The organism is Burkholderia sp. BCC1996, from assembly GCF_905339955.1.
Lineage (GTDB): Bacteria > Pseudomonadota > Gammaproteobacteria > Burkholderiales > Burkholderiaceae > Burkholderia.
Genome location: NZ_CAJPHM010000001.1, coordinates 423,411 through 436,547, shown reverse-complemented (window position 1 = coordinate 436,547; position 13,137 = coordinate 423,411). Strand labels below are relative to the sequence as shown.

The 13,137-nt window shown below is 68.9% G+C and carries 11 protein-coding genes; 8 read left to right on the top strand and 3 right to left on the bottom strand.

The window, feature by feature from the left end; genetic code table 11:
- The first annotated feature begins 34 nt into the window (after nucleotides 1-34).
- From U4Z64_RS01930 to U4Z64_RS01910, 5 genes are read left to right on the top strand one after another with little or no spacing between them, the layout of a single operon-like run.
- Complete coding sequence (locus tag U4Z64_RS01930; RefSeq protein ID WP_044844580.1) at nucleotides 35-976, top strand: ABC transporter substrate-binding protein; 942 nt, start codon at nucleotides 35-37, stop codon at nucleotides 974-976.
- 39 nt (nucleotides 977-1,015) lie between these two features.
- Nucleotides 1,016-2,074: an LLM class flavin-dependent oxidoreductase gene (locus U4Z64_RS01925; RefSeq protein WP_321819093.1), complete on the top strand. Its 1,059-nt coding sequence runs from the start codon at nucleotides 1,016-1,018 to the stop codon at nucleotides 2,072-2,074.
- A gap of 7 nt (nucleotides 2,075-2,081) precedes the next feature.
- Nucleotides 2,082-3,440 (top strand): LLM class flavin-dependent oxidoreductase, encoded by a 1,359-nt coding sequence (locus tag U4Z64_RS01920; RefSeq protein WP_321819092.1) that lies wholly within the window; start codon nucleotides 2,082-2,084, stop codon nucleotides 3,438-3,440.
- A gap of 59 nt (nucleotides 3,441-3,499) precedes the next feature.
- Entirely contained in the window at nucleotides 3,500-5,287 is a 1,788-nt protein-coding gene (locus U4Z64_RS01915) for an amino acid ABC transporter permease/ATP-binding protein (protein WP_321819091.1), read from the top strand.
- Between the two features lie 34 nt (nucleotides 5,288-5,321).
- The gene (locus U4Z64_RS01910) at nucleotides 5,322-6,254 is read left to right on the top strand and encodes an ABC transporter substrate-binding protein (RefSeq protein WP_321795664.1); all 933 of its coding nucleotides are present in this window, start codon (nucleotides 5,322-5,324) and stop codon (nucleotides 6,252-6,254) included.
- A 159-nt stretch (nucleotides 6,255-6,413) separates the two neighbouring features.
- On the opposite strand, the gene U4Z64_RS01905 is transcribed toward U4Z64_RS01910, so the two are convergent.
- Both U4Z64_RS01905 and U4Z64_RS01900 read right to left on the bottom strand, forming a co-directional pair.
- Entirely contained in the window at nucleotides 6,414-7,514 is a 1,101-nt protein-coding gene (locus U4Z64_RS01905; protein WP_321795666.1) for an LLM class flavin-dependent oxidoreductase, read from the bottom strand.
- A 52-nt stretch (nucleotides 7,515-7,566) separates the two neighbouring features.
- The gene (locus tag U4Z64_RS01900) at nucleotides 7,567-8,532 is read right to left on the bottom strand and encodes an ABC transporter substrate-binding protein (protein ID WP_044844585.1); all 966 of its coding nucleotides are present in this window, start codon (nucleotides 8,530-8,532) and stop codon (nucleotides 7,567-7,569) included.
- Nucleotides 8,533-8,833: 301 nt separating this feature from the next.
- On the opposite strand from U4Z64_RS01900, the gene U4Z64_RS01895 reads away from it, so the two are divergent.
- From U4Z64_RS01895 to U4Z64_RS01885, 3 genes are all read left to right on the top strand, one after another.
- A complete protein-coding gene (locus U4Z64_RS01895) occupies nucleotides 8,834-9,751 on the top strand; it encodes a serine aminopeptidase domain-containing protein (protein WP_044844586.1) in 918 nt (305 codons plus the stop codon).
- Nucleotides 9,748-10,179, top strand: coding sequence for a MarR family winged helix-turn-helix transcriptional regulator (locus tag U4Z64_RS01890; RefSeq protein WP_124484736.1), 432 nt, complete (start codon nucleotides 9,748-9,750; stop codon nucleotides 10,177-10,179). Before U4Z64_RS01895 ends, U4Z64_RS01890 begins: the two co-directional genes overlap by 4 nt.
- Nucleotides 10,180-10,651: 472 nt before the next feature.
- Entirely contained in the window at nucleotides 10,652-12,112 is a 1,461-nt protein-coding gene (locus U4Z64_RS01885) for a sialidase family protein (protein ID WP_321819090.1), read from the top strand.
- Nucleotides 12,113-12,178: 66 nt separating this feature from the next.
- Here U4Z64_RS01885 and U4Z64_RS01880 read toward each other — a convergent pair whose 3' ends face one another.
- Nucleotides 12,179-13,135 carry a Rieske 2Fe-2S domain-containing protein gene (locus U4Z64_RS01880; RefSeq protein ID WP_321819089.1) on the bottom strand — a complete coding sequence of 319 codons (957 nt, stop codon included), beginning with the start codon at nucleotides 13,133-13,135 and terminating at the stop codon, nucleotides 12,179-12,181.
- Nucleotides 13,136-13,137 lie beyond the last annotated feature (2 nt).

Here is a 13,137-nt window from a genome sequence, read left to right as displayed (position 1 = left end):
TCGCTCCCGACGACAACACAACAAGGACGCATCCATGCAACGAGCCGTACCCTTCACGCCGCGTGCGCTCCGCACGCTGGCCGCCGCGCTGATCGGCGTGACCGCGATCGCCGCGGCCGCCGCGACCTTCGACCTGAGCCCCGAGCAGCGCGGCCGCCCGCGCGGCACGGCCGATGCGGCCGTCGAGCGCGCGGTGCCCGCGTCGTTCAAGTTCGCCGAAGCCGGCACGCTGACGATCGGCGTCGCGCCGAGCCTGCCGCCGATCAGCACGTATGCGACCGACGCGCGCACGGTGATCGGCTTCGACGCGGACGTCGGCCAGCTGGTGTCCGACAGCCTCGGCCGCAAGCTGAAGATCGTCCCGCTCGCATGGGCCGACTGGCCGCTCGCGCTCGAATCGGGGAAGGTCGACGCCGTGATCTCGAACGTCACCGTCACCGAGGAGCGCAAGCAGAAATTCGATTTCTCGACCTACCGCAAGGACCAGGTCGGCTTCTACGTGCGCAACGACAGCAAGATCCAGTCGATCCGCGAGCCGAAGGACGTCGCGGGGCTGCGCATCGTGACCGACGCCGGCACCAACCAGGAAAAGATCCTGCTCGCGTGGGACCGCGAGAACGTCGCGCACGGCCTGAAACCGGTGCAGGTGCAGTACTACGACGACCAGGCGATGCGGATCGTCGCCGTGCAGTCGGGCCGCGCCGATGCGGTGTTCAGCGTGAACTCGGTGCTCGCCTACCAGAGCGCGCAGCAGGGCAAGACACGGCTCGTCGGCGCGATCAGCGGCGGCTGGCCGCGCACGGCCGACATCGCGATCGCGACGCGCCGCGGCAGCGGGCTCGCCGATCCGCTGACGGTCGCGCTGAACGGGTTGATCAAGACCGGCCGCTATCAGCAGATCCTCGACCGCTGGAACCTCGCGTCCGAAGCGATCGACCAGTCGCGCACGAATCCGCCGGGTTTGCCGAAGAGCTGAGCGCCGCCCCTTCACGCCTTCGCAGGAACGCCGAACACCATGTCTTACTCGCTTTCATTGCTGGACAAGAGTCCGATCGCCGACGGCGCGACCGCCGCCGACGCGCTGCGCTTCACGACGACCCTTGCGCAGCGCGCCGAACAGCTCGGTTACGAGCGCTTCTGGGTCGCCGAGCATCACGGCGCGCCCGGCTTCGCCAGCTCCGCGCCGGAGATCGTCGTCGCGCACCTGCTCGCGCACACGTCGCGCATTCGCATCGGTTCGGGCGGCGTGATGCTGCAGCACTACAGCCCGTTCAAGGTCGCCGAAACCTTCAAGCTGCTCGCCGCGCTCGGGCCGGGCCGCGTCGATCTCGGCGTCGGCAAGGCGCCCGGCGGGCTGCCGCTGACCACGCGCGCGCTGCAGTGGTTTCACGACAAGGCGAAGAAGCCCGGCTTCGCGGGCCAGCTCGCCGAACTCGATGCGTTCCTGGGCTGGGGCGTCGCCGAAGATCATCCGCTCGCCGGCGCGGTCGCGATGCCGGTGCCGCCGCACGCGCCGGAGCGCATCCTGCTCGGCGGCTCGCCCGACAGCGGTGCGCTCGCCGCCCGCCACGGCTGGCGCTTCTGCTACGCGGGGCACTTCAACGGCGACGACGCGAACCTCGAACGCTCGCTGGCCGCCTACCGCGACGCAGGCGGCACGCGAGCGCTCGTCGCGCTGTACGCGGTCGCCGCACCGACCCGCGAGGAGGCCGAGCGACTGATCGGGCCGCTGAAGATCTTCAAGCTGCAGTTCGCCGGCGGCCAGAGCTTCAACCTGCCGAGCGCGCAGGCCGCGGCCGAATTCGCGCGGCAAAGCGGCGCGTCCGACTACCGGGTCGACGAGTTGCGCCCGACCGTGCTGGCCGATACGCCCGAGCGCATCCACCGCGCGCTCGACGCGCTGAGCCGGCGGCTCGACGTCGACGCGTTCGTGATCGACTCGCCGGTGACCGATTACGCGGCACGGCTCGCGTCGGCCGAATGGCTCGGCGGCGCGCAGTCGATCACCCCCGTGCAGGCGGCCCTCGCGGCCGACCGCTCCCTTAGCTCCCTTTCCCCCGACCAGAACGCGTGACGCGCCCATGACGACCCGACGATCGATTCCCTTCGGCCTGATGCTGCAAGGCGCAGGCAGCCACATGAACGCATGGCGGCACCCGAGCAACCCGCCGGACGCGAGCATCAACCTCGACTTCGCGATCGGCATCGCGCGCAAGGCGGAAGCCGCCGGCATCGCGTTCGCGTTCGTCGCGGACGGCCTCTACATCAACGAGAAGTCGATCCCGCACTTCCTGAACCGCTTCGAGCCGCTCACCGTGCTGTCGGCGCTCGCGGTCGCGACGAAGAAGATCGGCCTCGCGGGCACGATCTCGACGTCGTACAGCGAGCCGTTCACGGTCGCGCGCCAGCTCGCGTCGCTCGACACGATCAGCGGCGGGCGCGCGGGCTGGAACGTCGTGACGACGCCGCTCGAAGGCACCGCGAAGAATTTCGGCAAGGCGCATCCGGATCACGAGTTGCGCTACGAGATCGCCGACGAATACCTCGAGGTCGTGCAGGGGCTGTGGGATAGCTGGGACGACGACGCGTTCGTGCGCGATCGCGCGACCGGTCGCTTCTTCGATCGCGACAAGCTCCACACGCTCGATCACCACGGCCGCTTCTTCCAGGTCGCCGGCCCGCTGAACATCCAGCGCTCGCCGCAGGGGCAGCCGGTGATCTTCCAGGCCGGCTCGTCCGACACCGGCATCGGGCTCGCGGGCAAGTACGCGGACGCCGTGTTCACGCACTCGCCGTCGCTCGACGAAACGGCCGCGTTCACGCGGCGCGTGAAGCAAAGCGGGGTCGAGCACGGGCGGCAGCCCGGCGACGTGAAGATCTTCCCGGGCATCGGGCCGATCGTCGGCCGCACGGCCGCCGAGGCGGAAGACAAATACCAGGCGATCCGCGACCTGCTGACGATCGACGAAGCGCTCGCGTATCTCGGCCGCTATTTCGACCACCACGATTTCACGCAGTACGCGCTCGATGCGCCGTTCCCGGAACTCGGCGACATCGGCCGCAACAGCTTCCGCTCGACCACCGACCGGATCAAGGCCGACGCGAAGCGCAAGCACCTCACGCTGCGCGAGACTGCGCTCGCCGTCGCGACGCCGCGCCCGAACTTCATCGGCACGGCCGAGCACGTCGCCGACGAGCTGATCCGCTGGCACGACGCCGGTGCCGGCGACGGCTTCATCCTCGGCTTCCCGGTACAGGCGCAGGGCGTCGACGACTTCATCGACCTCGTGATTCCGGTACTCGAGGCGCGCGGCCGCTACAGCCGCGACCTGCCGGGCAGCACGCTGCGCGACCACCTCGGCCTGCCGCGCAAGGCGAGCCGCCATGCGGCGCCCGGCGCGGTGCAGCAACAGGACGACGCGGCCGAAGCGCACGCATGACGCCGACGCGCCGCCTCGCGCGGCGCTTCCGGCCAACTCGATCGAGGACCCTCACCGACATGAGCGACACGACCCATCTCGGCGGCGCAGTGCCGCCGCTCTCCCCCTCCCGCGCCCGCGACGCCGGCACGCACCTGCGGATCGTGCCGGCCCGGCACCGGTCGCGCACCGTCGGCACCGTGCTCGCGCTCGTGCTGATCGCACTCGTGCTGTATTCGATCCTCGGCAACCCGCAATGGGGCTGGCCGGTGTTCGCCGAGTGGTTCCTGTCGCCGCCGGTGCTGTCCGGGCTCGCGCGCACGCTGGTGCTGACGCTGCTCGGCGCGGTGTTCGGCTTCGCGCTCGGCGGGTTCGTCGCGCTGGCGCGGCTGTCGCGCTCGCGTCTGCTCGCGGCGAGCGCATGGACCTTCGTGTGGCTGTTCCGGTCGATTCCGCTGATCGTGCTGCTGCTGATCCTCAACAACCTCGGCTACCTGTACGAACACGTGCGGCTCGGCGTGCCGTTCACCGACATCGTGTGGTTCGACACGCCGACCACCGACCTGATCAGCCCGTTCCTCGCGGCCGTGCTCGGCCTCTCGCTGAACCACGCGGCGTTTTCCGCGGAAGTGATTCGCGGCGGCATTCTCGCGGTCGACCAGGGGCAGCTCGAAGCGGCCGCCGCGCTCGGCCTGCCGCGCGGCCGCCAGACCACGCGGATCGTGCTGCCGCAGGCGATGCGCGCGATCCTGCCGACCGCGTTCAACGACCTGATCTCGCTCGCGAAAGGCACGTCGATGGTCTACGTGCTCGCGATGCCCGAGCTGTTCTACACGGTGCAGGTGATCTATCGGCGCAATCTCGAAGTGATTCCGCTGCTGATGGTCGCGACCGTCTGGTACCTGATCATCCTGACCGTGCTGTCCGCGATCCAGGTACAGGTCGAGCGCCACTATGCGCGCGGCGCGCTGCGCAACCCGCCGCCGTCGGCGCTGACGTTCGTGCTGGCGCGCGTCAGTGCGCTGTGGCGGCATGCGGCGGCGCGCAACTCAACGGCAACCGGCGCGGCGGCCCACGATGACGCCGCGGCCGCGCCGGTGCCGCGCACCGGCGGCGAAGTCGCCGTGCACAACGTATCGAAGCAGTTCGGCATGCAGCGCGTGCTCGACAACGTGTCGTTCGTCGCACCGCGCGGCAGCGTGACGGTGATCGTCGGGCCGTCCGGTTCGGGCAAGTCGACGCTGCTGCGCACCATCAACCATCTCGAGCGTGTCGACGACGGCTTCATCGACATCGACGGCGAGCTGATCGGCTATCGGCGCGACGGCGACGTGCTGCACGAGCTGAAGGAGCGCGACGTGCTGAAGCGCCGCACGGCGGTCGGCATGGTGTTCCAGAACTTCAACCTGTTTCCGCACCTGACGGTGCTCGAGAACCTGATCGAGGCGCCGGTCGCCGTCGGCGGCGCCACGCGCGAGGCCGCCGAACGCACCGCGCGCACGCTGCTCGCGCGCGTCGGCCTCGCCGATAAAGCCGATGCGTACCCGCGCCAGCTGTCCGGCGGCCAGCAGCAGCGCGTCGCGATCGCGCGCGCGCTCGCGTTGCGCCCGAAGGTGCTGCTGTTCGACGAGCCGACGTCGGCGCTCGATCCCGAACTGGTCAACGAAGTGCTCGACGTGATCAAGGAGCTCGCACGCTCGGGCACCACGCTCGTGATCGTCACGCACGAGATCGGCTTCGCGCGCGAAGTCGCGGACAACGTGCTGTTCATGGAGCGCGGCCGCATCGTCGAGTCGGGGCCGCCCGCCGTCGTGCTCGACGCGCCGGCCCATCCGCGCACGCGCGCGTTCCTGTCACGGGTGCTCTGATGCACGCCGCTCACGACCTGCGAGGCAACCGACGATGATCGACCGACGCCAGTTCATCACCGCCACGCTGGCGGCCGCCGCCGGCCTCCGGTGGCACGCGGCCGAGGCCGCCGCCGCGACGGCGGACCTCGATCCGCGCCAGGCCGGCCGGATCCGCGCATCGCGCGACGATGCGGCGATTCGCGCGGCAAGCAACTACCGCTGGGTACGCGACGGGGCCTTCACGGTCGCGATCTCGCCGCACGCGCCACCGGTATCGACCTATGCGACCGACGCACGCACCGTGGTCGGTGCCGATCCCGACTATGCGCAGCTCGTCGCCGACGCGCTCGGCCGCACGCTGGTGCTGGTGCCGATCGCATGGGCCGACTGGCCGCTCGGGCTCACGTCGGGCAAGTACGACGCGGTGATCTCGAACGTCGGCGTGACCGAAAAACGCAAGGAGAAATACGACTTCACGACCTACCGGCTCGGGCTGCACGGCTTCTACGTGCGCACCGCGAGCCCGATCGCGAAGATCGCCGAACCGAAGGACGTCGCCGGCCTGCGCGTCATCACGGGCGCGGGGACGAGCCAGGAGCGCATCCTGCTCGAATGGAGCCGGCGCAACGTCGCGCAAGGGCTGAAGCCGACCGAACTGCTCTATTTCGACGACGATGCGGCAGCACGCGTCGCGCTGCTGTCGGGCCGCGCCGATGCCGAGCTGAATCCGAACGCGTCGCTCGCGTACGAAGCCGCGCGCGACGGCAAGATCCGGCGGGTCGGCGTCGTCAACGCGGGCTGGCCCGCGAACGCGGACGTCGCGATCGCGACGCGCCGCGGCAGCGGGCTCGCGCCGGCGCTGACGCTCGCGACGAACGCGCTGATCGACAACGGCCGCTACGGGCAGGCGCTGGCGCGCTGGGGGTTGCAGAGCGAGGCGGTCGCCCGCGCGGAGACGAATCCGCCGGGATTGCCGTCGTTTTGATTCGATGTGCCGATGTGCCGATGTGCCGATGTGCCGATGTGTCGACGTGCCGTTGCGTCGGCACAGCGAGCTGCGCATCGGTCGCGCAGCAAATGAAATCGCCCCGGCATCCCTTAAAGAAGATGCCGGGGCGAACCGACGTGGGCGGGCCGTCGTTTCCTACGCCGTCAGCGCCGCGCGATCGCGATGGTGGTCGAGTTCCGCGATGTGCGCGTGGATCGCAGGAATCAGCTTGCGTCCGTAATCCAGCGCATCGTCGAGCGGATCGAAACCGCGAATCAGGAACGTCGATACGCCGAGCTTGTAATACGCACCGAGCGCACGCGCGACCTGTTCCGGCGTGCCGACGAGCGCGGTCGAATTCCAGCGCGCGCCGGTCAGGTTCGCGACGCCCATCCACAACCGCTCGTCGAGCACGTCGCCCTGCGCGGCCGCGGCCATCAGGCGTTGCGAGCCTGCGTTCTGCGGCGCATGGCCGTCGATCGGCTGGCCGTTCGCGAGCCGCGCCGCGCGCACGCGCGCGCGGATCGCCTCGGCCTTCTCCCACGCGGCGGCTTCGGTGTCCGCGACGATCGGCCGGAACGACACGCTGATGCGCGGCGCGCGTCCGAACGGCACTGCCGCGGCCCGCACGCGTGCGATCTGCTCGCGCACGGCCGCGAGCGGCTCGCCCCACGTCATGTAGACATCCGCGTGCTGCCCGGCCACGGCCAGCGCGGCCGGCGACGAACCGCCGAAATAGATCGGCACGTGCGGCTGCTGCGCGCCTTTCACGACCGGCGACGCACCATGCAGCCGATAGAACTCGCCGTCGTGATCGACCGGCGTGTCGGCCAGCCAGATGCGTTTCAGCACGTCGAGATATTCGCCGGTGCGGCGGTAGCGCGCGTCGTGCGGCACGAAATCGCCGTCGCGCTGAAGATCGGCATCGTCGCCGCCGGACACGACGTTCAATGCGAGCCGGCCGCCGCTGAACACGTCGAGCGTCGCGATCTGCCGCGCGGCGGCCGATGGCACGATCACGCCCGGCCGGTGCGCGAGCAGGATGCGAATATGTTCGGTCGCGGCGGCCGCGAACGACGCGACGATGAAGCCGTCCGCCGCGTTGCTGAAATGACCGACCAGGATCTGGTCGAAGCCGGCGGCTTCGTGCGCCTGCGCGAAGCGCCGCACGTAGTCGGGCTGGACGGCGGCCCCGCCCGGTACGTCGACCTCCGCGCCGGGCGTCGCGGTGATCATGCCGATGATGTCGACGGGCATGTCGATGGTCCTTCTTGTCGTCGATCGGAAATGGCTGCGTGCTGCAGCACGCTCACTGCGCGGCGGCCGTCTTCTGCGCGGGCGCCGCGAACGCGCCCGCATACGAGCGGTCGAGCAGCTTCGCCGTGTCGTACGCGACCGGAATCACGCCGGCCTTGTGCAGGAAGTCGGCGGTGTTCTGCGCATCCTTCGCGGCCGTGTCGTCGACCGGGCCCACACGCTGGTGCGCGTTGTTGAGCCAGCGGTACGCGACGTCCGGCTCCAGCTTCGCGCGCTTCGCCCACAGGTCCGCGTACTCGCGCGGATGACTGTCGACCCACTGGCGCGCCGCCACCACGCGCTTCAGGAAATCGGTGATCTCCGCGCGCCTGGCGGTGGCCGCCTGCTCGTTCGCGGCGACGAAGCTGAGCGCGGGCATCAGGCCCTGCGCGGTCGTAACGGGACGGGCGCCCTGCCGCAGCGCGAGCGTGCTGACGAACGGCTCCCACAGCGACACGGCGTCGACCGAGCCGTTCGCGAGTGCGTTGGTCGCATCGATCGGCATCAGGTACGCGTACTTGACGGAATCCGCGCGCAGGCCATCGTGTTCGAGCGCGCGCAGCACGAGCTGCTGGCTCCACGCGCCGCGCCAGACCGCAATGGTCTTGCCCTGCAGGTCGGCGACGGTGCGCACCGGCGAGTTCTTCGGCACGAGGATCGCGACGCCATCGAGGCTCTGCCGCGACACCGCGACGACTTTCACCGGCGCGCCGCGCGCGGCCAGCGTGAGCAGCGCGGAATCGCCGAGGAAGCCAACGTCGATCGCATTGCCGTTCAGGCTTTCGGCGACGGGCGCGGCGGCCTGGAAGTGCTTCCACTCGATCGTGTAAGGCAGGTCCTTCAACACGCCGGACGCCTCCATCGATGCCTGGATGTTGAAGTAGTTCTGTTCACCGACGCGCAGCGTGACGGTGTCTTTCGCGATGCCCGGCTGCGCGGCGAGCGCGAGCAGCAGCGCCGTGACGATTCGGCTCAACAACGTGATCTCCCCGGAGGTTGGCGGGCGGCCGCGCGACGGCGTCGCCCCTGGGTCCGCCTGGCGCGACGGCTGGCGGACGGGATGGAACTGGTGAAGATACGGCGATCCGCTTCATGAGACAAACGCAATATTCTTCTATGCAAATATGCAAACGTTTTATGGAATGATCGCCGCGCAGCGACGCCGTCCACCGGGCTTCGTGGAACGCCGTTCGAATGATCCCTCGACAGATATTTCGCACGCGAAATACATGGCGAACTATATTTCGCATACGAAATACCCACCCGGAACGAGGACGGCCATGACGTCAGAACCCATCGAGTTTTCCGCCGCCGACGGCTACACGCTGCGCGGCACGCTGTGGTCGCCGGACGCGCCGCCGCGCGCGCTGGTGTTGATCCATCCGGCCACCGCCGTGCCGGAGCGGCTCTACGCGGGCTTCGCGCGCTTCCTGACCGAACGCGGCTTCGCGGCGCTCACCTACAACTATCGCGGCATCGGCGCGTCGCGGCCCGCGCGGCTGAGCGCGCTGCAGGCCCGCATGCGCGACTGGGTCGAGCTCGACGTCGGCGCCGCGATCGCGTGGGCGCGCGCTACGCACGACGGGCTGCCGCTGCTGGCGGTCGGGCATAGCGTCGGCGGCCATGCGATCGGGCTGTCGGCCGGCACCGCGCACCTGCGCGCGGCCGTGCTCGTCGCCGCGCACGCGGGCAGCACGCGGCTGATTGCCCGCGCGGCCGAGCGGCTGAAAGTGCGGCTGATCCTGCGCGTGCTCGGCCCGCTCGCGTCCGCGCTGCTCGGCTACGTGCCCGGCAAGCGGCTCGGCCTCGGCGAGGACCTCCCGGCCGGCGTGTTCCGCGAATGGAGCCGCTGGACCACGCTGCCGCGCTACTTCTTCGACGATCCGACGCTCGGCGCGGCCGAGCGCTTCTCGAAGCAGCAGCTGCCGATCCTTGTGCTCGGCTTCGACGACGATCCGTGGGCGAACCCGCCCGCGATCGACCTGCTGGTAAGCTACCTGACCCGGGCGGCCGTCGAACGCCGCCAGATCGATCCGCACGCCGCGGGCAGCGGGCCGGTCGGACACATGGGCTTCTTCCGCAGCCGGCCAGGCACGGTGCTGTGGCCCGCGGTCGCCGACTGGCTCGCGCAGGCGCTCGACGCGCCGCGCGATGCGGGTCGCCCGTCCCTTTCCATTGCAGCCGGGAACCGAGCTTGAGCGAAGACCGACGACTGTTTTTCCTGTTGACCATCGGCCAGCGGCGCGTGCAGCGCTGGGTCGACCGCAAGGCCGAGACCGATGCGCGCGCGAGCGCCGCGCAGGCCGGCGTGCTGTTCTGCCTCGCGAGGCAGGACGGCGCGCTGATCGGCGAAGTCGGTGCGGCGCTGCAACTGGCGCCGTCCGCGATGACGGGGCTCGCCGACCGGATGGCGAAGGCCGGCCTGCTTGCGCGTCACGCCGATTCGGACGACGGGCGCGCAACGCGACTGTTCCTGACCGACGAAGGACACGCGGCGCTCAAGCGCGCGCGCGTGGCGCTGCGCGAGCTGAACGGCAAGCTGTGCGACGGCTTTTCCGACGCCGAACTCGACGTCGTCGCGCGCTGGCTGCACGCATTGCAGGACCGCTTTCCGGCCGAGCGCTGAACCGTGCCGGCGGCGCGCCGCATCGGCACGAACCAGCGTAATCGATAGCGATTTCGATTCGTGCTTTCGATTCGCGCTTTCAATTCGGTTTCCGAACTTTCAGGCGGCAAATTTTGCATTCCGGCGGCATTGCTTCGGCAACGCTTTCCGGCTACGTACTGTTACAAAAAATTGCCTGCCGCGCCGCATATCGATCGCCTACATTGCAATCCACTTCGACGCATTCGTCGTCTGCACGGCCTGGCCTTCCCGTTGCGTCCGCAACCCTGGACGCACCCGACAAGCAATGAAAACGAAGAGGTGTCTTGACCGACGTGCTGGCGGCATCCAGCACACGCGGATTGCGATGACCGCGGCGGCTTCCTGAACGACACGATCCGACGCATGGCACGGCATTCATTGCCGCGCGTACCGGTGCGCGTCGTGCCGCCGTGCCGCGCCATCGCCGCCGCACGTCAACGAGGAGCAGTCCATGCGACGCACGATCGTGTCCCACTCGCTTGTCCCCAGCCTCACCCGCCTGTCCGCCGCGATGGCCGTGGCGATGGCCGCCGCCGCGGCCGCGCATGCCGATCCCGTGGTCGTGTCCGGCCCGAGCCCGTTCGCCGCCTGCACCATCGGCGGCCCCGGCACGAACTACGTGAACGCCGAGGTCGAACCGTGGCTGTCGGTCAACCCGGCGAACCCGACCAACATGATCGGCGTGTGGCAGCAGGACCGCTGGTCGAACGGCGGCGCCCACGGGCTCGTCGCGGGCTATACGTTCGACGGCGGCGCGACCTGGGCGCGCACGCCGCAGCCGTTCAGCGCCTGCGCGCCGGGCGGGCTCAAGTACGAGCGCGCGTCCGATCCGTGGGTGTCGTTCGGTCCGGACGGCACCGCGTATTCGGTATCGATCTCGTTCAACCAGTCGAACAACAGCAACGCGGTCGCGGCCTCGGTGTCGACCGACGGCGGACAGACATGGAGCAGCCCGGCCGTGCTGATCGCGAACGACGAACCGACGACGCAGTTCTTCAACGACAAGGAATCGGTGACGGCGAACCCGGTGAAGGCCGGCACGGCCTACGCGGTGTGGGACCGCCTCGAACTGCCGAACGGCAACCCGTACGCGAACCTGCACACGCAGGCATACCGCGGGCCGACGTTCTTTTCGAAGACGGTCGACGGCGGCAAGACGTGGAGCCGTGCGAAGGTGATCGTCAACGTGCCGTCGCGCCAGCAGACGATCGGCAACCAGATCGTCGTCGATCCGAAGACCGGCACGCTCTACGACTTCTTCGACCTGATCCAGCCGCCGTTCAACAAGGCGGCCGGCAAGGTCGCGTTCGTCAAGTCGACCGACGACGGCGCGACCTGGACGAAACCGCAGGTGATCGCGGGGCTGCAGACGGTCGGCGTGACCGATCCGAACACCGGCGAACCGGTACGCACCGGCGACATCATTCCGGAACCCGCGATCGATCCGGCGTCGGGGCAGCTCTACGTCGTGTGGCAGGACAGCCGCTTCAACGGCGGCAACTACGACGAGATCGCGCTGTCGACGTCGAAGGACGGCGGCGCGAGCTGGAGCGCGCCGCTGCAAGTGAACACGCCGACCGGGCGTCCCGCGTTCAATCCGTCGGTGCGCGTCGACAATGCCGGCGCGGCGATGGTCACCTACTACGACTTCCGCGACCTGCAGGCCGGCAACACGACGACGCTGCCGACCGGGTTCTGGCGCAAGATCTCGCATGACGGCGGCACCACGTTCGCGGACGAGCGGCGCGTCGGCGGCCCGTTCGACATGAAGCTCGCGCCGAATGCGGAAGGCTTCTTCATCGGCGATTACCAGGGGCTCGACGTGCTGCCGTCGTCGTCTTTCCATCCGTTCTTCGTCCAGACCAACGCAGGCAACCTGACGAACCGCACCGACGTGTTCTTCGCGCCGTGATGCGCGGGTGAGCGAGCGCTGCCGCGATGTCGACCGTCGCGGCAGCGTGCGGGCATCGACGCGCGCTCAGCCCCCCTGCACCGATTCCTGGAAGAACTGCCGGTACCAGTCGCGCAGCTGGAACAGCGGACCGTCGCCGTCGCACAACAGCGGCGCCGCGCGATAGATCTTCCTGCGCCACAACACGACATCCTGATCGAATGCGTCGTGAGCGAATCGCGCGTATTCCTGCGCGATCGCATCGGTGTCGGGTAGCGTCGGATCGCGCTGGATCTTGATGCCGTAGCAAACGTCCACATGCTCGGTATCGATGGGCGTGTGAATGTTCACCTGCTTGCTCGCGTACGTTCCCTCCATCGATACATGCATCACGGCCGGACCGTAATAGGTCGCCTCGGTCGTCAGTTGCTTGCCGAGCGTCGGATGCCCGCCGATCGTCGAGCGTTGCGACGCGATATGACCGTCGAAGTGCACCGAGATATCCTCGATCGGCGACCCGTGAACGTACGTGAAATGCGGCGCATCGACGAGGTTCTCGATGATTTCCTTGCCCTGCGTGCGCACCCGCCACCGCTTGAAGTACCAGCGCGTCCAGCCATCGGCACCGTTCATGGCAGGATCGACCGGCAGTTCCCAGCTCGGCGGCCCGCCGGCCGGATCGAACCACATGTGGACGATCTGGTTGATCTCGCGCACCGGGTGGGCGGCCAATGCGCCCTCCTTCGCCTTGATCGGAATGCGTTTCGCGTAAGGCACGTCGACGCAGGCGCCAGTCTGCGAGAAGCGCCATTCGTGGAACGGACAGACGATCGTATCGCCCTGGCAGCGACCGTCGCCCAGATGCGCGCCGAGGTGCGGACAGAATGCATCGAGGATCGATACCTGCCCGCTCTCGCCGCGAAACGCGATGTACTCCTGGGCGAAGTAGCTGAGCGATTTAATCTCGCCCGGCTTGATTTCATCAGAAAATAGGACTGCGAACCAGCCCTTCGGGTATTTGCCGGTGAAATAGTCCGATGTCATGC